This window comes from Thiosocius teredinicola (assembly GCF_002009425.1).
Lineage (GTDB): Bacteria > Pseudomonadota > Gammaproteobacteria > Chromatiales > Chromatiaceae > Thiosocius > Thiosocius teredinicola.
In genome coordinates this window covers 2537576-2557829 of sequence record NZ_CP019936.1, presented here as the reverse complement: position 1 = coordinate 2557829, position 20254 = coordinate 2537576, and the positions used below count along the sequence as shown (strand labels likewise).

General features: G+C 59.8%; 16 protein-coding genes and 1 tRNA gene. 11 read left to right on the top strand and 6 right to left on the bottom strand.

The window, feature by feature from the left end; genetic code table 11:
* Nucleotide 1 precedes the first annotated feature (1 nt).
* The 3 genes from B1781_RS12260 (at nucleotide 2) to B1781_RS12250 (ending at nucleotide 1553) form a co-directional block, all read left to right on the top strand.
* Nucleotides 2-77, top strand: a tRNA-Glu gene (locus tag B1781_RS12260).
* 120 nt (nucleotides 78-197) lie between these two features.
* Nucleotides 198-1145: a hypothetical protein gene (locus tag B1781_RS12255; protein ID WP_078119943.1), complete on the top strand. Its 948-nt coding sequence runs from the start codon at nucleotides 198-200 to the stop codon at nucleotides 1143-1145.
* Between the two features lie 18 nt (nucleotides 1146-1163).
* Complete coding sequence (locus tag B1781_RS12250; protein WP_408646238.1) at nucleotides 1164-1553, top strand: DMT family protein; 390 nt, start codon at nucleotides 1164-1166, stop codon at nucleotides 1551-1553.
* A gap of 46 nt (nucleotides 1554-1599) precedes the next feature.
* On the opposite strand, the gene B1781_RS12245 is transcribed toward B1781_RS12250, so the two are convergent.
* Together B1781_RS12245 and B1781_RS12240 are read right to left on the bottom strand one after the other, a co-directional pair.
* The gene (locus B1781_RS12245; protein ID WP_078119941.1) at nucleotides 1600-2475 is read right to left on the bottom strand and encodes a formylmethanofuran dehydrogenase subunit E family protein; all 876 of its coding nucleotides are present in this window, start codon (nucleotides 2473-2475) and stop codon (nucleotides 1600-1602) included.
* 315 nt (nucleotides 2476-2790) lie between these two features.
* Nucleotides 2791-3843, bottom strand: coding sequence for a heme-binding protein (locus B1781_RS12240; RefSeq protein ID WP_078122034.1), 1053 nt, complete (start codon nucleotides 3841-3843; stop codon nucleotides 2791-2793).
* Between the two features lie 821 nt (nucleotides 3844-4664).
* Between B1781_RS12240 and B1781_RS12235 the strand changes: the two genes are divergently transcribed.
* From B1781_RS12235 to B1781_RS12230, 3 genes are all read left to right on the top strand, one after another.
* A complete protein-coding gene (locus B1781_RS12235; protein ID WP_125932058.1) occupies nucleotides 4665-5810 on the top strand; it encodes an SGNH/GDSL hydrolase family protein in 1146 nt (381 codons plus the stop codon).
* 381 nt (nucleotides 5811-6191) lie between these two features.
* Nucleotides 6192-6509 carry a hypothetical protein gene (locus B1781_RS23190; RefSeq protein WP_164513368.1) on the top strand — a complete coding sequence of 106 codons (318 nt, stop codon included), beginning with the start codon at nucleotides 6192-6194 and terminating at the stop codon, nucleotides 6507-6509.
* Nucleotides 6442-7380 carry a carbonic anhydrase gene (locus B1781_RS12230; RefSeq protein ID WP_125932057.1) on the top strand — a complete coding sequence of 313 codons (939 nt, stop codon included), beginning with the start codon at nucleotides 6442-6444 and terminating at the stop codon, nucleotides 7378-7380. The genes B1781_RS23190 and B1781_RS12230 overlap by 68 nt, the downstream gene beginning before the upstream one ends.
* A gap of 5 nt (nucleotides 7381-7385) precedes the next feature.
* Here the strand turns inward: B1781_RS12230 and B1781_RS12225 are convergent, their stop codons facing one another.
* Nucleotides 7386-9062 (bottom strand): OPT family oligopeptide transporter, encoded by a 1677-nt coding sequence (locus tag B1781_RS12225; RefSeq protein WP_408646237.1) that lies wholly within the window; start codon nucleotides 9060-9062, stop codon nucleotides 7386-7388.
* A gap of 371 nt (nucleotides 9063-9433) precedes the next feature.
* Between B1781_RS12225 and B1781_RS12220 the strand changes: the two genes are divergently transcribed.
* A complete protein-coding gene (locus B1781_RS12220; RefSeq protein ID WP_078119938.1) occupies nucleotides 9434-11419 on the top strand; it encodes an acyltransferase family protein in 1986 nt (661 codons plus the stop codon).
* A 309-nt stretch (nucleotides 11420-11728) separates the two neighbouring features.
* Nucleotides 11729-11932, top strand: coding sequence for a hypothetical protein (locus tag B1781_RS12215; RefSeq protein WP_078122032.1), 204 nt, complete (start codon nucleotides 11729-11731; stop codon nucleotides 11930-11932).
* Here B1781_RS12215 and B1781_RS23185 read toward each other — a convergent pair.
* From B1781_RS23185 to mfd, 3 genes are all read right to left on the bottom strand, one after another.
* Complete coding sequence (locus B1781_RS23185; protein WP_164513367.1) at nucleotides 11916-12056, bottom strand: hypothetical protein; 141 nt, start codon at nucleotides 12054-12056, stop codon at nucleotides 11916-11918. The two genes, B1781_RS12215 and B1781_RS23185, sit on opposite strands and share 17 nt — an antisense overlap.
* A 274-nt stretch (nucleotides 12057-12330) precedes the next feature.
* Nucleotides 12331-12918 (bottom strand): CsiV family protein, encoded by a 588-nt coding sequence (locus B1781_RS12210; protein ID WP_125932055.1) that lies wholly within the window; start codon nucleotides 12916-12918, stop codon nucleotides 12331-12333.
* 11 nt (nucleotides 12919-12929) lie between these two features.
* A complete protein-coding gene (gene mfd / locus B1781_RS12205; protein WP_078119936.1) occupies nucleotides 12930-16421 on the bottom strand; it encodes a transcription-repair coupling factor in 3492 nt (1163 codons plus the stop codon).
* Between the two features lie 102 nt (nucleotides 16422-16523).
* Between mfd and B1781_RS12200 the strand changes: the two genes are divergently transcribed.
* Genes B1781_RS12200 through B1781_RS12190 form a run of 3 tightly spaced genes read left to right on the top strand, consistent with a single transcriptional unit; the run spans nucleotide 16524 to nucleotide 20252 of the window.
* Nucleotides 16524-17159 (top strand): TetR family transcriptional regulator C-terminal domain-containing protein, encoded by a 636-nt coding sequence (locus tag B1781_RS12200; protein ID WP_078119935.1) that lies wholly within the window; start codon nucleotides 16524-16526, stop codon nucleotides 17157-17159.
* A gap of 23 nt (nucleotides 17160-17182) precedes the next feature.
* Nucleotides 17183-19495 carry an efflux RND transporter permease subunit gene (locus tag B1781_RS12195; protein WP_078119934.1) on the top strand — a complete coding sequence of 771 codons (2313 nt, stop codon included), beginning with the start codon at nucleotides 17183-17185 and terminating at the stop codon, nucleotides 19493-19495.
* Complete coding sequence (locus B1781_RS12190) at nucleotides 19464-20252, top strand: outer membrane lipoprotein-sorting protein (RefSeq protein ID WP_078119933.1); 789 nt, start codon at nucleotides 19464-19466, stop codon at nucleotides 20250-20252. Before B1781_RS12195 ends, B1781_RS12190 begins: the two co-directional genes overlap by 32 nt.
* Nucleotides 20253-20254 lie beyond the last annotated feature (2 nt).

The window sequence follows — 20254 nt, the reverse complement described above, 5'->3', positions numbered from 1 at the left end:
CGTCCCGTTCGTCTAGAGGCCTAGGACATCGCCCTTTCACGGCGACGACAGGGGTTCGACTCCCCTACGGGACGCCAACACTAGAAGGGCTTACAGCAATGTAAGCCCTTTTTCTTTGGCCCTGGGCCGCGCACTGGACACCCGGGTGCGACGCGCCGCCATTTGGGTTCGGCCGGCAATGACGATGGAGAATTGAGATGTTGCGATGGATACGCGCCAGTTTGCTGCTGGCAGGCTTGTTGACCCTGACGGGTTGTTCGGACGAACCGATGATCACGGCGAAGTGGGTCGGTCCGACGGATGCCCCCGCGCTGGCTGGTCTGAAGGTTGCGCTGTACCCGGTGCTCGAGGGATCGGCGGCAAAGTCTCTGACCCTGGATGACATCGGCGACCAACGTTTAGCGATAGATCTTGTTCCGGCCGGCCTCACCGCCGCCGACGTCGACCAGGTGGTCGACGCGATGAACGCGCGTGCGGCCATGCAGGGCAGCCGTCTGACGGTCACGTTTCCGCCGCCGGATGAAAAGCCGGCAGAGCCGGGCTCGATGATGGACATGTTGTACGCCAATCCGGACCGTCCCCAGGGCGAACATTCAAGCGAACTCAATTGGGCGGGCGCCGAACTGCACGTTTACGTCGAGGAGCGTCGTAACAGCGGAACGTTTGGTCCCAACAGCGCCGCGTTTTGCCGATTGGATATTCCACTGCAGAGTGAGATGCCAAGCCTGCATCTCAACCAGCAGTTCGTGGCCGCGTCACGGGAGGGTAAATCTGCCGAGTCGCAGACAGCGGCGCGACAGTTGATCGATACCGTCAACACGTTCCTGGCCCGGTCGAAACCCAAGTACGAACATCACTTGGCGTTCGATGATGCCGTGTTGGCCGGCGTCGACAAAGACGTGTTTGGAATCGATGAGCAGGCCCAGCTGTTGTTCATCGATGTAGGGCAGTTGGAAGGCGGCATCAACGAACGGCCTTTGGGCGCTTCCGGTCCCGCACGCGTCGACGTCGGGGGTGTGTACCATACGAGATGCGCGCGGATGCTCGAAGCCGGTTATCCTGAACTGGCCGAAAAATATGCCTCGTCGAAAAAGCTCAGGGATTTGCAGATGGTTCGCAGAAATCCGGCGTGGACGGCGCAATAGCTGTGCCCGGCTGTGCGCGTGACAATCGCGCCAGACTGGCGCGAAGAGGGGTGGTCGATGAATCCGGTACTGTCGACGGTCTTATTGCTGATCTGCAGCAACGTCTTTATGACCTTTGCCTGGTACGCGCATCTCAAGGAGATGAATCACAGGATCTGGATCATTGCCGCACTGGCGAGCTGGGGTATCGCACTTTTTGAATATCTCTTCCAGGTGCCGGCGAACCGGATCGGTTACACGGTGCTGTCGGTTGGTGAGCTGAAGATCATACAAGAGGTCGTCACGCTCAGCGTCTTCGTGCCTTTCTCGCTGTTCTACCTTCGTGAGCCATTGAAGCTCGACTACCTGTGGGCCGGCTTGTGCCTGGTTGGCGCTGTGTACTTCATGTTCAGGGGGCGCATCGGCTGATGCGCCCGTCTCGTTGACTTGACCGACTGACAATCGATTCTCTGCATCATTCCATCTCGACTACCGGCGCCTCGCGATAGGGATGGTTTTTCAGGCGGATGTCCGAACGCGCGAACGGCCGATTGAATGTCTTCTCTGAATCCACCCAGTCTTCCCATTTGAAGTTCTCGACGATCGTGGCCTGATAGCTATCGTGCAGTGGTCGACTCAGGATGTCGTTGACGTGCTGCCATTGATAGAAGCGCAACAGATCGACCTGATAGGCGGTGGGGTTGCCTTTGGCATTTTTAACCTCGCGTTTCAGGGCAACCACTTTCGACATATCGACAGCCGGCGTCCAGTCGATCGCGCCGGGCAGCACGACCGGTTCGCCCGGGATGTTGTTGATCCCTTTCTTCCAGGTCGCGAGAACCGCGACTTTGGTGTCGGTTCGGTAGAGCAATACAGCGTGGTTGTAGTCCTTGTTCTTGAAGTATCCCAGGTTACCGTACTGCAGGCGTGCGCCGGTCAGGAAGGCAACGGCATCGGACCAGCAGGGTCCTGTCCCCGATATGCCGCTGATAACGCTGCGATCGATGATGCCGTCGGGGAAAAGTATCTCGAAGGCCAGCTTCATCTGCGCAGCCGCGTGCGTTGTGCCTTCGCAGTCGTGTCCGTGCCACTTGATCATGTCCTTCAAGGTGACGGCGTAGGTGTAAGGGTAGTACCGACCCTGGGTACCTTTGGTGGCGAGTATCTCGAACGTCGGTGCGTAGGGTTTGGCCACCATTGGGGCATACCATGTCGGCACGCTATCCGGCTGGGTGACGCCGGTTTCGATGAATGTCGTTGTGCCCTGCTGATAAGTTGGATCATCTGCCGGCGCAGACAGCGGCAGCATGCTCAGCAAACACACGCTCAACAATAAGGCTCTAGCAAACATGGCATCTACTCCTCGTTCGGGGCGAGTGGTTCCTTTGTGCCAGAGGCGGCATGAGCGCTTTGGACAGTGGTGAACGATGGACGAAATGGGGGTACAACCCAACGCCAAGTTGCCTCTGGCCTTAGGTAGCACTAGACACCCGACGCGGCTGCGGCAGTTTGATCTGCCACAAAAAAACGGGTGAAACGGGGTTCAGTCTTGCGCCGACGTTATTTGCAGGTTTGACCTGCAAGGGTAAATCGCGAACGCAGCACGTCTGCGCGACGAACTGAAAAAGGGCCCACGCAAAGAACGCGTGGGCCAAGGGGTTTGCCGTTAGGAGGACGTCGAGAGATAGGGGTCGCTTGCGGACGGTGGTGCGACTTTCTCCATCATATTGATCGACACGTGCGGCCAGCGGATCAGGCCGGGTTCGCCGTCGAAGCGCGGGAAGAAGTCGAGGAAGATGAACTGCGTGTAGGCCAACAGCATCTTGGCGTTGCCCTTGTCATCGAGTTCATCGAGTTCCATCACCCAGAAGATCGACCGCATAAAGGCGGCATCTGCCTGCTTCTCGATGAACGGGATATTGCGGATACCGCCTTCCTGCGCATCGGTGCTCAGGTCGAGCACGGTGGTACGCTTGACGTTGTCGGGAATACCGATTTTCAGCAGGTTGTTCGGGTTCGCCGGGCTGAAGCCCGGGAAGTCGGTGCCTTCGAGAATCCCCTGGAACGGGCTGGCGGTGAACACGAAGTAGGGGTTCAGGTACGCGTTGTCATCCGAGGCGTTGGCCACGGCATTCTCGATGTCGTCGGAGACGCCGATCGGGAAGCCGCTGAAGAACGGAATCACCGGCGGGCCGTCGAACGATACCGAACGGCCGATGGCGGTGGCCGCGTTGCCGTGCGGAATGGTGGCAAGGCGGGCGACATCGAAGTTGTCTGTCTGCCGGTTGCGCATGTGCAGAAACAGGCCGGGCTCGTGGTGAATCGGCAGGCCGGCTTCACCCTGCAGCCCGCTTTCCGGTAGATCGGCAGCGGCGATCTGATCGATCTTTTGTTGGTAGTCGAGTGCGACGACGAGTTGGTCGGCATTGTCGGCCTGGGGCACCCGTACTATGCCGCGGTTGGGCACCATATCGTCAACGAAATTGAACTTGAGCTCTTCGTTGTACTGGTTCATCAACAGGCGATAGTTGCGCCGTTGGCCTTCCTGCACGAACGGCAGTGCAATCAGGTTCCAGCCGCGGCCATTGAACGGCCCGGTGTTCTTCCAGGTGCCGGGCAGGTTTTTCAGTGGCCCGAGCTCAGGGTCGCCCGATTCGGCGACTTTGATCTTGCGCGCATTACTACGGTAGAACTCGAAATTTTCCGGTTTGGTCAGCATGTTGTCCTCCTCCATGAAGGCTGGTAACGGTCTTGTTGGCTTTGTGCGGTGTTCTCAGCTATTTCGGTGCGGCCAGCTACGGCGACGCCGACGAGCCTCCTTTCCCGGCAAAGACAGGGTTGTTTTCACGGACTATGAGACAACGAGCGGCTGCCCCTCGTACGCCGTGAGGCGTCAGAAACATCACAGCGATAGGTGGTGCACGCCTGGTCGGTGTGCGCTTGCAACGAAGCGAAACCGACCGCCAGGCGACAGCATGCACGTGTTTGAGCAGATTCATCTGGCGGGAGAGTCCAACACCGGGGTCGCACTCGGGCCTAGCCATCTCGGCCGACAGGCCGTTGCGATTCGAATACCGTTTCGTTGCTGCCCGCAAGCGGGAAACAGGGATGACATTCAAAGTCGCGCTAGCACGCACAGTGCGATTGGACGCTTCGCCCGGCATCGTTCCCTCCAGCCTGACAAATGTAGGGTGGCAAACAGTGTTTACAGCATCCTGCTCAACATCGCTGTCTGACCCTTCAAACGTAGACCAAGATTCCCACGCCAACAATGGCGCAAGGGTGGGCGTTTTTCTGACATGCGCGTAGGTGCGTGCTGATCGATGGGCCCGTGACGGTTCGTTGCTGCGCACAAAGTCAGGCACTCACGTCAGTCGTGTTAACGCATGCTAAAAAACTGATGCAGCGCTTCGATGCAGCGAATGCCGGTGACCGCGTCGGCTTTTCGGAATGTTGTTAGACGGCGTATTTGGCGCAGAACATCGTGCCGTTCGCGGCTATAGTATGCGCTCAAAATATCAATCATCAGGGGAGTCGTAGATGAGCATCAGGAAATTTGCGTGTGGAGCAGCACTCTGGCTCGGCTTGTCGGCCACGGCGTTTGCCGGTGTGTTTCACAACTACAGTAGCTTTGTCGTACTTGGCGATAGTCTGTCCGATATGGGCAATCTGCAGGATCTGACAGAGCAACTTACTGCCCTGGGCTTGCCGCCGGGACGACCGATACCGGGCGACGACTACTACGAAGGTCGCTTCAGCAACGGGCCCGTGTATGTCGATTACCTCGCCGACGAGCTTGGTCTGCCGATCGAGCGACTCGCAGCCCCTTATGTGTTCGTGCCTTGGACGCCAAACCCGGTTGCGGGTACCAATTTCGCCTACGGCGGCGCGCGTACCGACAGCCATCGCCTACCGCTGCCGATCGGGCTGAACGGACAGGTCGGCGCCTACCTGGCTGGCACCTCGATGTCTGGCGGCATCGACCCGAATGCATTGCACCTGGTTTGGGCGGGCGCCAACAACATCCAGGACGCGATGGGCTTGCAGAATGACAACCCGCTGGAAGTGCTGGCCGCACTCGCAGACCCGGCGACGGCCAACGCGCTGGTGACGTCGGCGGCGACCGACGTCGTCAATGCGGTGGGCGCGCTCGCGCTGTCGGGTGCCCAGCATATCTTCGTCCCGAACCAGACGAGCTGGTTGAGTGTGCCGGCGACGGTAGAGATGGTGGCGATGCTGGATCCGACGACTGCCACACAGTTTCAGGTGCGCGCCGAAAATCTGGTCGAATTGTTCAACCAGGTACTTGCTGCCGGCCTGAACAATCTGCAGATGGCGCTGCCGACGCTCGATCTGATTCCGTTCGATGTGAACTCGCTGTTTGACGAGTTGGTGGCAAATCCATCGGCGTTCGGCTTCGACGTGGTGGGCACGTCGTGCTACGACGGTCCGGACCTGACGTTTGAAGGCGGCGGTACCGTGTGTGCCGATCCGGACAGCTATGTATTCTGGGATCGCATCCACCCGACGACGGCGGCTCACCTGCTGCTGGCCGAGCGCTATGCCGATGCACTTTGGCAGGTGCCGGTCCCTGGTTCGGTTATTCTGCTGGCGACAGGTGTCGTGCTGTTGCGAAAGAAGCTTTTGCGCAGTGAACAGCCGGCGCTGTCACCGCTGGTCGCATGACCTGACTGAAGCACGCCAACGCGTGCAAAAAAGAACGCCCGGCCAAGTGCCGGGCGTTGCGCGTCTGACTTCCAGAGAGCGTTCTACCGATGCCTCCGTGCATCGACGCTGGGGGCATTCTAGCGCACGAACGCGCCGTGCTGCCACCGTACAATCCCGCCTGCCTGACCAACCACGGTGCTCCATTCGCCGGGACAACGCGCAGTAACCGCGCGACCGCTTTGCTGTGCGCTGATTCGCAACAAATTGCGACGCAACAATACGAAACAAAAGCACCCAACTCGGTAACCCCTGGCGCCGCCTGCCGTGTCGATAATGTCATCAGGAAGGAAGTTGATTCACCTGAGAACGCATCAGCGAAATGGTGAAAGGAGGTCGCAAATGAACACGCGCAAATGGACAACATGGGCAATCGCAGCTGCCTTTGCGGCAGCAACAGGTTTGGCCGTCGCCGCCGGAGGTGGTGGCGGTGGTGGGGCCGGCGGAGGAGGTGCCGGTGCCGGCGCTGGAGGCTCCGGTTCGGATAGCGGAATGAGCTACGGACCCGGACCGAGCAACCAAGGTGCCGTTACGTCAGGCAAAGGCCTGCAAACGCAGGATCAACTGCGCACCCGTACCAAAGACATGACGCATGATCCTATCCGTGATCGCGATCGCGATCGCGACCGTGATATGGATCAAGACCAGATTGGCAAATAGGAGGTTGTTTGATTCGCAGTTTTCATGGCGGAATGCAACACCGCAAGTATTGCGGCCGGGTGTGCAAGGTGCGCACTCGGCGGCTTTTTGGTGGCGCCAAGTACGTGACTGTGAAAGAGCAACCGTTGAGTGGAGGGAACGGAAGATGTTAACCAAAGCTTTAGTTGGTCTGTTGATGGCCGGTGCGTTCCTGGCGAGCGGAGCGATGGCCGAATCGCCCGTGGTTGGCGACCGAGCCCATGCGGCGTTGCTGTACGTGCTGGAAAACAATGCACAGTTTGCTTCGTCGCACGGTTCTGACTATTACGCGAGGTTCACCGACAAGCAAGAGCCGCTGGTTACGATGGTGTCGTGTTCGGACTCGCGCGTTCACCTGCATGCCGTCGATCCGACGCCGGACAACGATGTGTTTGTGATCAGAAACATCGGCAACCAGTTTGCCACTGCACAGGGTTCCGTCGAATACGGTGTGCACCATCTGCATACGCCGTTGTTGATGTTCGTCGGTCATTCTGCTTGCGGCGCGGTGACCGCCGCAGTCAGCGACTATTCGGGTGAATCGCCGGCGATCAAACGCGAACTGGACACTATCGATGTCGCCAAAGGCGCTGAGGTCAAGCGTGAAATCGTCGCCAACGTGAATCACCAGGTTGCGGCGGCGTTGCAGCGATTCGAGCAAGAGGTTGCTGCGGGTACGCTGGCGGTGGTGGGCGTCATTTATGATTTTCGCAATGACTATGAAATGGGACAGGGGCAGCTCATTGTCGTGAATATCAACGGTGAAACGGATCCTGAGATCTTGCGAAAGTCGGGGATGCTGCAGGGTGCAGGCGCCGCCAAGATCTTGGATGCGTCGCGACTGTCCGATTGACCCGGCTACGCCACGATGCCCAACAGTGCCCTGAGCACACCGGTGAGACTTTCCCCTGCAATCAGCCCCGAGGCGACGGCGATCAGGAAGCGCTGCGCGAGGGTGGGTTGGTAACGCTCGAGCAGTTTCGCAATCAGGCTGCCGAAAAACATAGTGAAGGCAATCGAGGCGGGAATGACCATGGCCAGGCCGAGTGCCGGCATATTCGGTAACCAGCGTGGCGAATGACGGTGTTGCAACCAGGCGCCGAATGCACCGGCTACGCCGCCAGTTGCGGCCGCGTACAAGGCGCTGGATGGGAGCGCGCCGAAGCCGTTGCTGAGGGTTTCTGCGACTACCTTCCAGGTCGCCACCGCCGGCGCGGGCCATGCCTCTGAGATCAGCATACTGGTCGGATCGGGTATCAATTGCAGATACACAAAACTGCCGACGACACTTCCGGTCACGATCCCGAAAAACTGCGCCACGATCTGAGGTCGGGGCGCAGCACCGATCATCTGGCCGACTTTTAGATCGTTCAACAGGTCGGCACTTTGCCCGGCCGCGCCGCCAGCCACGTTGGCGCCGATCAGGTTCGCGGTAGTTTCGGTTGGCGCCATGGCCCCGGTGCTGAGCTGCGACACCTTGCCGATGGCGCCGATAGGCGGAATGCCGGTTTCACCGACCACGCGCGAAGCAACCATCGCGAGCAGGAACGCGATCGGCACGGCCAGGGCGGCGATCAGCCAGTGAATGTCGAAGATCACGACCTGGAGGACCACAACCACGGCGCCGGCGATTACCAACCCGAACAGCCGCAATGCGCCGGCGCCATCGTTTTCATAAGGCTGATCGCTGGGCTCGGGGTGTTTCTTGTCGATGGCTTGCAGGGCAAACCGGGTCAAGGCGGACCCGACCATCAACGCGACACCTGGCCACAGCAACCACTCGATCATGTCGGCAAACCAGCTTGCGTCGAGGTCGGCATCACCGGCGGCAATAAAACCCTGGTTCACGCCGATCGGTCCGAGCACGCCCCAGGCAATGACGGCGCCCAACAACAGTGAAACGCCTGCGCGAAAGCCGATGATGGCGCCGAACCCGGCCAGCATCAGCGAGGGATCGAAGGTAAATGTCAGGTTCTTCGCACTGATGCCGGCATAGCCTGACAACTTGCCGCTGGCCGGCAGGATGAAGCCGAAACTGGGTCGAGGCAGCGGGAACAGTCCGGTATCCAGCCATTTCAGCCCGCCGGCGATAACGGTTGCGCTCAACAACACCCGTAGTTTCAGGGCGGCCTCATGGCCCTTGGCAAAGATTTCGATCAGGGTCTCGGCGGTCGCTCGGCCGGTCGGAAACGGTAGGCCGGAGCGGAATATCAATGATGCGCGCAGATACCAAGCGACCCAGATGCCGAGAAAACTGACAGCAAACACCCAGGGTATCAATTGACCCGCGGGTAGGTTGTGACCCGACATCATGGCCAGTGCAGGAATGGGAGCGACCAGTCCGCCGGAGATGATATTGGCCGACGACGAGGCCGTTGTTTGCGCGATGTTGCCTTCGCCGGCATCCAGCGAGCGCGCCAAGCGGAAGCGCGACAGCAAGCCCCAGAACCCGGCCACCAGCAACAGACCGATGATCGACACGTTGAACGACCAACCGATCTTCAAACCTGAATAGACGTTGCAGGGAGTCAGCACGGCGCCGATAAGTATTCCGCTGATCAGCGCGCGGAGGGTGAGAGATCTACCGATATGCACAGGGGAGATTGAAACGCTTGTCTTCGCTGCGACCTTAACACCCTGCGCAACAGAATGCCGCCGGCAGCTCTAAAGGCTGATTCGAACGCCAGTGTCGATCCGGGCGATATTGGTGTGGACTGCGTCCCTCTTTGGCGGATTGATCGTTGTTGTGTGACGGTTATTGCCCGATAGCGAGAACGGGCTATCAAAATTGCGCATCGCCTGCCAATTTCGGTTACCTCGCTTGTTAGGATTTTCCCTAAGACCGTAGCCTGCAGTAACGGTGGGTAGCTTGGAAACATCCAATACAGGCAAAACGAGGGATTCGTGTGGCGCACGTAGCTGAGACAACGGCCTTCAGGCCCGACATTCAAGGTCTGCGCGCCGTCGCGGTGATGCTCGTGGTGGTTTACCACAGCGGGTTGGGCGTATTGTCGGGCGGATACATCGGCGTCGACGTGTTCTTCGTGATCTCCGGCTACCTGATCACCGGGCTGTTGTGTCGTGAGTTGGACCGATCAAATCGCGTCGACCTCAAGGCATTCTATGCGCGACGGATCAGGCGTCTGCTACCGGCGGCCTCGCTGGTGGTGGTGGCGACGGTACTGATCGCATGGAATCTGTATGGGCCGCTGGAGTTCAAGACGTTCTCAGCATCCGCCATCGCGACGGCTCTGTACGTCAGCAACGGCTGGTTCGCCCATGAGTCGACGGATTATCTGGCCGAGGGCACCGACGCCAATCCGTTGCTGCACACCTGGTCGTTGTCGGTCGAAGAACAGTTCTACCTGATCTGGCCATTGTTGTTCGTGCTGGCGGCACGGTCGCCGGCAGGCGCAGAACGCACTCAGCGTCTGTGGTTGCTGATGGTGTCGTTGTTCGTCGTCTCTTTCGTGAGTGCGATCTGGTTGACTGCCCACAATCAGCCTTGGGCCTTTTTTGGTTCGCCGACACGCGCCTGGGAGTTTGCCGCCGGCGGCATGATCGCCATGTGGCCGGTCCGCAGACAGTTCGCGCCACGCGTGGCGGCGATTGCAGGAGGGCTCGGCCTGTTGCTGATCGCCGTGGCGAGCGTGCAATACGACAAGAATACGGTGTTCCCCGGCTGGGCGGCGGTAATGCCGGTTGTCGGTGCTGTGTTGGTCATCGCCGCTGCGCACCATGCACAGCCGGTCGGTGTCAGCCGCCTGCTGGCAGCCAGGCCGATGCGATACATCGGGGATATCTCGTACTCGCTCTATCTGTGGCATTGGCCGGTGTTCGTCTTCATGGCGTTTGCCGTCGATCAGGTTGGACCGATGCATAGCCTGTTCGGCATCCTGCTGTCTATCGGCCTGGCCGCCTTGACCTATGTACTGGTTGAGAATCCGTTCCGTTTCGGGCATGCCACGTTGCGACGTGCCGGGGTATCACTGGCTTTCGGTGTACTGGTATCGGTTTCCACGACCAGTCTTGCGTATACCTTTCGCTACATCGCGAACGACGCGCTGCAGGACGATCCGCAGCGGCGATACCTGAGCGCGGTTGAAGACGTACCTAAGGTGTATGCCAATGGCTGTCATGCCGATTTTGCGCAGGTGGAGACGCCTGAATGTGTATTTGGAGACGCCGACGCGGATTTCACTGTCGTGTTGTTCGGCGATTCGCACGCCGCGCAGTGGTTCCCGGCGCTCGAGAGCCTGGCGAAGAAAAACCGGTGGCGACTCGTGTCACTCACCAAGTCGGCCTGTCCATCTTTTCTTTTCGAGCCTTACAGCGGGTCGCCCAACGCTACCTACGAAGAGTGTACTGCTTGGCGTGAGCAGTCGTTTGACCGTATCGGCCGCATTCATCCCGACGTTACGATAATCGCCAGTTCAAGCAGATACGAGATCAAGGGCGCTGAAACTGCTGCGCAGGAAGGCAGGTTGATGGCCGAGGGTATTGAAAAGTCATTGGCACGGCTGAACGGCACAACCGGGCAGATCATCGTCATGCGCGATACGCCGGAACTGGATTTCAATGCGCCGACATGTCTTTCGATGGCAAACTGGAAAGACCGCGACGCCGACCAAAGCTGCGCATTGAACCCGCCGGATCAAATTGAAGATTTCATACGTCAGGTGGACAAGCGCACGATCGAGAAACACGATGACATCCACCTGATCGATATGACGGAGGCGATTTGTCCGTCGGGTGAAGCCTGCGTCGTCGATGATGGCGGCTTCGTGATGTACCGCGATCGAAGTCACCTGACGGCCAGTTTCAGTCGCAAACTGGCGGATGACTTGGGCGACAGGCTGTCTGCCGTACTGCCGCCTGAGATGATCGAGTAGGCACCCGAGCGAAACGAATTACTACGACGATTTCGAACCAGCTTCGTCTGCACCTTTCTCAATCAAACCAATCACGCCCGAGCATTCCCACCACGGATTGAAGGGCGACTTGGGTCTTTACGGTTGGCGCTTTCGGATCAAGGGGTATTCGGCGACAATTGCGCGTTCAGATCACTGTCGCGCGACATATTGCTGCGCTGGGCCCCGGTGGATCGTTCTGATGGGGCGTGGCCCTCGTATCAGACGGAAAATTTCAATCAAGGTGCCGCGAAAACTTCGTCGCGAACCCAGAGGGTGAGAAACTTCACGATGCACAAACTCGGCGTTTACGCATTGATTATCGGTGCGATTTTGACGGTTGTCGGGCTGGTCGTTGGCTTCAGCTATATGTTTGCCGGCAACGATCAGATGACCAAGATATTTCTTGCGGCCGTTCCGCTGGGGTTTGTGATTGGCTTCGCCGGGGTCGTGATGACGCTGTTCAGCGACCCGGAATCTAGTGATTCGCCGTGAGTTGCTCTACAGCGTGAGGTGGTGAGGGCGGCGTCGATTCCGGCATGCTCCACACCACCAGTGCAACGGCGCCGAAAAGCGCAACCAGCTTGATCCCTTCGCGCATCATATTGGCGAGTTTCATAAGCGCAATTCCTTGGTGATCACGATAAGTGGACGGCAGTCTGCCCAATGTGTCTGACAAGCATATGTCAGTAAGCGCACAATTTTTTGGACGGTCGTCGCGAAACGGGAATTAGGTGCATCTCAATATTTCTGGACGGCTTGAATCACATCGGCGAGACCGAGCAGATCAAGAATTAAATCGCACGTAATGGCCAGTGTTTGCAGAGACTTGTCGCGAACAGCCGTGCGACATCGGCTGCCGAACAATCGCTCACGAGTCGTCGGAGGTGATCTTAGCTTCGAGGCTCTGCGGGCCTGGGTTCGCCGGTGTCGAGGTCGCGGTTGACCGAGGTGGCGCTTTGTTCAATTTTCACGGCGCGCACGATGATGCCGAGGCGAGGGTGGTCCAGGTAGTGCAGCTCGCCGGTGCGCAGGCGGCGATGTTGCGTGACCCGGTAGGTGCGGGATGAAAAAGCGTCGCGCAACACAAGGTCTGTATCGAGATGCAGATCGCGCCCCTCGGTGACGCGGACCAGGCCGTTAAGACGGGTTCCTTCGACGGTGTACCAATCATGACTATTGCGTCCGCGCGGATCCTGATACCAGGAAACGTGATCGAGTATGACCATGCCTTTCTGGCGCAAGGTATAGGCGACCGGTTCGAGGGATTGCGGGCCGGCTTTGAGGTCCGCGATGTTGCCTACCGCCTTGCCCTGATCGGGTTCGGTCGTGTTGACCGGCCAGTAGGCGTTATCTCCACCGCCGGGACGTTCGAAAACCACCATCTCGATGTTGTAGCTGGCGGCAATTGTCGCACCCGTGGCGGCGAACAGAACAATAAATAAGCTAAAACGCCTTACGGCGTGGGCGATCGTTTTCATAGCCAGCAACTTCACTGTATCCCGAGCAATTGGTCAAGCAGGCCCTTCACGGCCTGCACACGTTCAGCAGGGTCCGCCAGGTCGGCGGTGAACCTGAGCTTGTCGGCGCCGTCCAGCTTGAACGTTTTCGGTTGGGTTTGGATCAGGGTGATCAGCTGCATCGGATCGAATTTGGGTTCGGCGTCGAAATGGAACTTGCCGCCGTTGGGTCCTGCCTCGATCTTTTTGACGCCGTAAGGCTGCGCATGCAGCTTGAGTTCGGTGACGTCGAACAGGTTTTTCGCCTGGTCAGGCAGCAGGCCAAAGCGGTCGATCATCTCGACCTTGAGTTCGCGCAGTTCTTCAACCGATTCGGCGGAGGCGATCCGTTTGTATTGGATCAGGCGAATGTGCACGTCGGGCAGATAGTCGTCGGGCAGCAACGCCGGGATGTGCAGATCGACCTCGGTGCCATGGTCGAGTGGACGGTCGAGCTCTGGCTGGCGGCCTGCGCGAATCGCCTGCACCGCGCGCTCGAGCATCTCGGTGTAGAGGTTGAACCCGATCTCGTGGATCTGGCCGCTCTGCTCATCGCCCAGCAGTTCGCCGGCGCCGCGAATCTCCAGATCGTGTGTTGCCAAGGTAAAGCCGGCGCCCAGTTCTTCGAGCGACTCGATCGCCTCGAGACGCTTGCGCGCATCCGGCGTCATCGCCTTGGGCGGCGGCGCCAGCAGGTAGGCGTAGGCGCGGTGGTGCGAACGACCGACCCGGCCGCGCAGTTGATGTAACTGCGCCAATCCGAGCTTGTCGGCGCGATCGATGATGATGGTGTTGGCGGTCGGCACGTCGATGCCGCTTTCGACGATGGTCGTACACACCAGTATGTTGAAACGCTGGTGATAGAAGTCGCGCATGATGCGTTCAAGCTCGCGTTCACGCATCTGGCCGTGCGCGAACTCCACGCGTGCGCCGGGCACAAGGTCGGCGACCTTGAGCGCGGTCTTTTCGATCGTCGAGACCTCGTTATGCAGTAGGTACACTTGGCCGCCGCGATTGATCTCGCGCTGACAGGCCTCGCGCACCAGGGCGTCGTTCCATTGGCTGACGAAGGTCTTGATTGGATGGCGCGCGGCCGGCGGCGTGGCGATGATCGACAGGTCGCGCAGGCCCGACATGGCCATGTTCAAGGTACGTGGAATCGGCGTGGCGGTCAGGGTAAGGATGTCGACCTCGGCGCGCAGCGCTTTCAGCCGCTCTTTATGCCGGACCCCGAAGCGGTGTTCCTCGTCGATGATGGCCAGCCCCAGGTCTTTGAACTTGACCCCTTCACCGAGCAGCTTGTGGGTGCCGACAACGATGTCGATGCGCCCCTCGGCAAGCCCCTTGAGCACCTGGTTGGTTTCCTTGGCCGAACGAAAACGCGACAGGCTCTCCACCTTGACCGGCCAGTCGGCGAAGCGGTCGGAGAAGTTTTGATAGTGCTGCTGCGCGAGCAGGGTGGTGGGCACCAGCACCGCCACCTGCTTGCCGGCATTGGCGGCGATAAAGGCAGCGCGCATCGCCACTTCGGTCTTGCCGAAACCGACATCGCCGCAGACGACGCGGTCCATCGGTTTCGATGACGTCATATCGGCGACGATGGCGCGAATTGCCTCATCCTGGTCCGGGGTCTCTTCAAACTCGAAGTCGGCCGCGAACTTGCGGTAATCGTCTTCCGGTGCGGCGAGGGCCGTGCCCTGGCGCGCTTCGCGCCGCGCATAGATATCGAGCAGTTCGGCGGCGACGTCGCGCACCTTTTCGGCGGCCCGCTTGCGTGCCTTCTCCCATTGATCGCTGCCCAGACGATGCAGGGGCGCGCTCTCCGGCGATGCGCCGGTGTAGCGGCTGATCAGGTTGAGCGACGCGACCGGTACATACAGCTTGTCGCCGCGGGCGTATTCCAGCGTCAGGAATTCATCGGTATTGCCACCCGCCTTGATCGTCTGCAGTCCGAGAAACCGGCCGACACCGTGTTCTTCGTGGACTACCGGTGCACCGATGGTCAGTTCCGCGAGGTTGCGGACGATCTGGTCGGCATCCTGGCCTTTGCGCCGACGCCGCTGCTTGACGCGTTCGCCGAGCAGCAGCGCCTCGGGGATGACCAGGGCACCGACATCGGTCAGCCACAGGCCGGATTCGATCCCCGCGACCGTGATGCATGGCGATGTGTCGTCGCCGACGAAGGCATGCCAGCTTTCCTGATAGGTCGGCTTGATGCCGTACCCGCGCAACGTCTCCAGCAGTGCCTCGCGCCGACCGGCCGTCTCCGCGACGAACAGCACCCGCGCATCCGCGGCGGTGAGGACTTGTTGCAAGGCGCCGGCCGGATTGGCCGCCTTGGCCTGAATGCCGACCGGCGGCACCGGCTTGGTCGGCAGATCGTGGCAGGGTCCGTCGAGGTTGTCGCAATCGGCGCTGCCCGCCTGGTAAACGATGCGTGCCCGCTGATCGATCCGTTCCTGCAGCGCGTCGGGCGGCACAAACAGCGTGTCGGGCGTCAACAAGGGGCGCTCGATGTCATAGCGGCGTTGTTCGTAACGCTCGCCCACGCCGGTGAAGAAGTGGTCGGCGTCGTCCGTCAGGCGGTGTTCGAAGACGACCGTGGTCGACGCCGGCAGGTAGTCGAACAGCGTCGCCGTGGTTTCGAAGAACAACGGCAGGTAGTACTCGATGCCGCCCGGAAACTGGCCTTCGCTGACGCCGCGATAGATCAGGCTGCGTTGCGGATCGCCCTCGATGCGCTCGCGATAGGCGGCACGAAAGCGGGTGATCGCCGCCTCGTCGACCGGAAACTCGCGCGCCGGCAACAATGATATGCGTTCGATCTTTTCGCTGGTGCGCTGGGTTTCCGGGTCGAAGATCCGGATCGAGTCGATCTCGCGGTCGAACAGGTCGATGCGGTAAGGCTGGTCGCTGCCCATCGGGAACAGGTCGAGCAGGGAACCGCGCACGGCGAATTCACCGTGCGACATCACCTGCGAGACACATTGGTAGCCTGCCTGTTCGAGGCGCAGACGAAAGGCGTCGAGATCGAGTTCATCGCCGACGTCCAGCAGCAGACTGTTGGCGTCCAGGTATTCGGCGGGCAGCAGGCGCTGCATCAACGTGGCGACCGGTACCACCACGACGCCGCGCTTGAGGCTGCGCAGACGATGCAGCGTCAGCAGCCGCTGCGAAATCAGCTCCGGCAGCGGCGAGAATACATCGTAGGGCAGTGTCTCCCAATCGGGAAATCCCAGCACCTCGATGGTGTCGTCGTCGAGGAAGAAACAGACCTCTTCCATGAGCCGGGTGGCGGCCTGCACGTCGCGGGTGATCACCAGAAGCGGCGCGTCGGCCCTTCCGACCGCCTGGGCGATCGCATAGCCAACGGCGGCGCCGGTGCAGCGGCCCCAATGAGTCAACGGCGATTTACTTGTAGGGAGGGGAGGTACTGCTACGCTCACTGAATCAGATCGGTCGGAATGATCCGCGCATTTTCGCATAAGCCCGACGCGCTCGCCCCATCGAAATGCCGATGATTCTCACCGCGAGCTTGACTTCTGATTGTGGACATACATACTGGTCGGTATGTTCAGCCCCTCGGCATGGCGATGATTCCTTCAGCGAAACCGGGCGAAGACAAAAACCCGCTCGAGACGCGGCGCTTGCTGCTCGAAGCGGCTGCGCGCGAGATCCACATGCACGGCTTTCAGGCCGCGAGTCTGTCGCGCATCCTGTCTGAAACCGGTGTGACCAAGGGTGCGCTCTACTATCATTTCCCCAGCAAACTCGACCTGGGATACGCCGTCGTCGACGAATATTTCGGGCCTACCTTGCACCACGCGTGGATCGATCCCCTGCAGCAGCCCGATACCGACCCCGTTCAAGCCTTGATCGAGGTGATCCGCAAGACCGGCAACCGGATGACGATCGCCGAATTGTCGTTGGGCTGCCCGGTCAACAATCTTGCCCTGGAGATGTCGCCGGTCGATGCAGGATTTCGTGAACGCCTCGAGCAGCTGTTGGACGAATGGCGGGCCGCGATTGCGGCGGCGCTCGAACGCGGCCGCGATTTCGGCAGCGTATCCCCCGCGGTCGACGTGAATTCGGTGGCGGCGTTCATCGTCGCGTCACTCGAAGGCTGTGTCGGCATGGCGAAGAATGCGCAGAGTCGAAAACTGTTGGTGGCCTGCGGTAAAGGCCTGATCGACTACCTGCAATCGTTGCGCAGCCGCGGCTGAACAAAGGAAGGAAGCCAGTACCCATGAACGAAGCCTTTTTCGCCGCCTTGCTGCGTTATCGCTGGTGGGTTGTGCTTGCGACGCTTGTCGTGGTCGCCGTGATCGGTTCCGGCATTCGCCTGATCTCGTTCAGCAACGACTACCGGATGTTCTTCAGTCCGGAGAATCCACAACTCCAGGCGTTCGAGTCACTGCAGGATACCTACACCAAGAACGACAATGTGTTGTTCGTGATCGCGCCGAAAAACGGCCAGGTGTTTACGCGCGAGACACTGGCCACGGTCGAATGGCTGACCAAGCAAGCCTGGCAGATACCGTATTCCATCCGCGTCGACTCCATCAGTAATTTCCAACACACCAGCGCGGAAGGTGACGACCTGCTGGTGCGCGACCTGGTTGCGGATGCGCCGCAACTCGGCGACGCCGACCTCGAGCAAGCACGGGATGTTGCGGTCAACGAGCCGTTGCTTGTCAACCGCCTGATATCGCCCGACGCGCGCGTGACCGGCATAAACGTAACGATCCAGTTGCAGGAAAAGAAACTAACAGAAGTGCCCGACGTGGCCGCCTTTGCCCGCAATCTGGTCGCCCAGGCCGAAGCACGTGATCCGAATATCGATGTGCATCTGACCGGCATGGTGATCATGAACAACGCCTTTCCCGAGGCGTCGCAGAAGGATATGAAGACCCTCTATCCGCTGATGTTCGCGTTCATCCTGGTGCTGTTGGCCTTGATGTTGAAGTCGACCTCGGCGACCGTGGCGACGATGCTGGTGATCGTCACGACGATCATCTGCACGATGGGTCTGACCGGCTGGATGGGCATCCAGATGAGCCCACCGACAACCAGCGTGCCGGTCATCGTCATGACCCTGGCAGTGGCCGATTGCGTACATATCCTGGTGATCTTCCTGCATGGCATGCGCCGCGGTCTCGGCAAGCAGGCGGCCATGATCGAAAGTCTGCGGATCAACCTTACGCCGGTGTTCCTGACGTCGCTCACCACGGCCATCGGTTTCTTGAGCCTGAACTTCAGCGACGCCCCGCCGTTTCGCGATCTGGGCAATATGTCGGCCATGGGGGTCATGGCGGCGTTCTTCCTGTCGATCTGGTTCCTGCCGGCACTGATGATGATACTGCCACTGCGCGTCAAGCCGGTGCCGGAGGAGCACGACGGTGGCATGGAACGATTTGCCGAATTCGTCATTCGCAATCGCAACCGCCTGTTCTGGGTGATGGCGATACTGATCGTCGGATTGGTGTCGCAGTTGCCGCGCAATCAGCTCAACGACATCTTCGTCGAATACTTTGATGATGAAGTGCCGTTTCGTGCAGACACCGAGTTCGCCACTGAGAATCTCACCGGCATCTACCTGATCGAGTATTCGCTGCCTGCCGGCGCAGACAAGAAGATATCGGATCCGGAGTACCTGCAGCAGGTCGAGGCGTTCGCCGATTGGTATCGGCAGCAGCCGGGCGTGCTGCACGTCAACGTGCTCACCGACATCATGAAGCGCCTCAACAAGAACATGCACGGCGATGATGCGGATTGGTACCGCTTGCCCGACGACAACGAACTGGCCGCGCAGTACCTGCTGCTGTACGAGTTTTCGCTGCCGTTCGGGCTCGACCTGAACAACCAGATCAACGTCGCCAAGACCGCGACGCGGATGACGGTCACGCTCGATACCATCTCCACCGAGTCCATGCTGGCGATGGAGGCGCGTGCCAAGCAATGGTTGCAAAACAACACGCCCGATCACATGCACGTCGATGGGGCCAGCTCGGCGATCATGTTCGCCCACATCGGGCATCGCAACGTGCGCTCGATGCTCAAGGGCACCACGATCGCCCTGCTGCTGATCTCTGCAATTCTGCTGGTGGCGCTGCGTTCCTTGCGTATCGGTCTGCTCAGTGTGATCCCGAACCTGGTGCCGATCGGCATGGCTTTGGGGTTATGGGGCATGTTGGTCGGGCAGGTGGGGCTGGCGCTGTCGGTTGTCGCCGGCGTGACCATCGGTATCGTGGTCGACGACACGGTACATTTTCTCAGCAAGTATGTGCGCGCCCAACGTGAGCGTGGCTTGTCGCCGGAGGATGCGGTGCGCTACGCATTTTCGACGGTCGGCACGGCCTTGTGGGTGACCTCGCTGGTATTGGTGGTGGGCTTCGGTATCCTGGCGCTGTCGGCGTTTGAGCTCAACGCGGGGATGGGTCTGTTGACCGCCATCACCATCGGCCTGGCGCTGTTGGCCGACTTCCTGTTCCTGCCACCGTTATTGATGAAATTTGGAGGTATCGCACATGAAGGTGCGCCCGCTGTTGCTCGCACTTAGCCTGACCACGGCGCTGGCGTTGCCGGCGCTGGCCGACGAGGCCGCCGACAAGGGCCTGGAAATCGCACAGGAGGCCGACCGGCGCGACACCGGCTACCATGATTTCAAGGCTGAGTTGACGATGTTGTTGCGCAACAAGCAGGGCGAGGAAAGCTTGCGGCACATGCGCACGAACTCGCTTGAGGTCGACGACGACGGCGACAAGACGATGATCATCTTCGACCAACCGCGCGACGTGCAGGGTACGGCGCTGTTGACGTTCTCGCACAAGGTCGAGCCCGACGATCAGTGGCTCTACCTGCCGGCGCTCAAGCGCGTTAAGCGAATCTCGTCGCGCAACAAGTCGGGGCCGTTCATGGGTAGCGAGTTTGCGTACGAAGACCTGGCGTCGCAGGAGGTGGAGAAATACACCTATCGCTTCATCAAGGACGACGAGCTCGACGGCGAAGCCATGTTCCTGCTCGAACGCGATCCGGTCGACGAGAATTCGGGCTACACGCGCCAGTTGGTATGGATCGACAAGGCGGAGTACCGGCCGATGAAGATCGAGTTCTACGACCGCAAGAACAGCCTGTTGAAGACCCTGATGTTCAAAGGCTATCAACAATATCTCGACCAGTACTGGCGGGCCCGCGAGATGTTCATGGAGAACCACCAGACCGGCAAGAGCACTTTGCTGACGTGGAAGCAGTACGATTTTCGTGTCGGCCTGGAAGATTCCGATTTCACGACAAACAGCCTGAAGCGCGCCAAGTAGCC

What these genes read in the sequence shown, in the direction of transcription:
- B1781_RS12255 (WP_078119943.1), top strand. Translation starts at nt 198, where the DNA reads ATGTTGCGATGGATACGCGCCAGTTTGCTGCTGGCAGGCTTGTTGACC.
- B1781_RS12245 (WP_078119941.1), bottom strand. Translation starts at nt 2,475, where the DNA reads ATGTTTGCTAGAGCCTTATTGTTGAGCGTGTGTTTGCTGAGCATGCTG.
- B1781_RS12240 (WP_078122034.1), bottom strand. Translation starts at nt 3,843, where the DNA reads ATGCTGACCAAACCGGAAAATTTCGAGTTCTACCGTAGTAATGCGCGC.
- B1781_RS12235 (WP_125932058.1), top strand. Translation starts at nt 4,665, where the DNA reads ATGAGCATCAGGAAATTTGCGTGTGGAGCAGCACTCTGGCTCGGCTTG.
- B1781_RS23190 (WP_164513368.1), top strand. Translation starts at nt 6,192, where the DNA reads ATGAACACGCGCAAATGGACAACATGGGCAATCGCAGCTGCCTTTGCG.
- B1781_RS12230 (WP_125932057.1), top strand. Translation starts at nt 6,442, where the DNA reads ATGATCCTATCCGTGATCGCGATCGCGATCGCGACCGTGATATGGATC.
- B1781_RS12215 (WP_078122032.1), top strand. Translation starts at nt 11,729, where the DNA reads ATGCACAAACTCGGCGTTTACGCATTGATTATCGGTGCGATTTTGACG.
- B1781_RS23185 (WP_164513367.1), bottom strand. Translation starts at nt 12,056, where the DNA reads ATGAAACTCGCCAATATGATGCGCGAAGGGATCAAGCTGGTTGCGCTT.
- B1781_RS12210 (WP_125932055.1), bottom strand. Translation starts at nt 12,918, where the DNA reads ATGAAAACGATCGCCCACGCCGTAAGGCGTTTTAGCTTATTTATTGTT.
- mfd (WP_078119936.1), bottom strand. Translation starts at nt 16,421, where the DNA reads ATGCGAAAATGCGCGGATCATTCCGACCGATCTGATTCAGTGAGCGTA.
- B1781_RS12200 (WP_078119935.1), top strand. Translation starts at nt 16,524, where the DNA reads ATGGCGATGATTCCTTCAGCGAAACCGGGCGAAGACAAAAACCCGCTC.
- B1781_RS12195 (WP_078119934.1), top strand. Translation starts at nt 17,183, where the DNA reads ATGAACGAAGCCTTTTTCGCCGCCTTGCTGCGTTATCGCTGGTGGGTT.
- B1781_RS12190 (WP_078119933.1), top strand. Translation starts at nt 19,464, where the DNA reads ATGAAGGTGCGCCCGCTGTTGCTCGCACTTAGCCTGACCACGGCGCTG.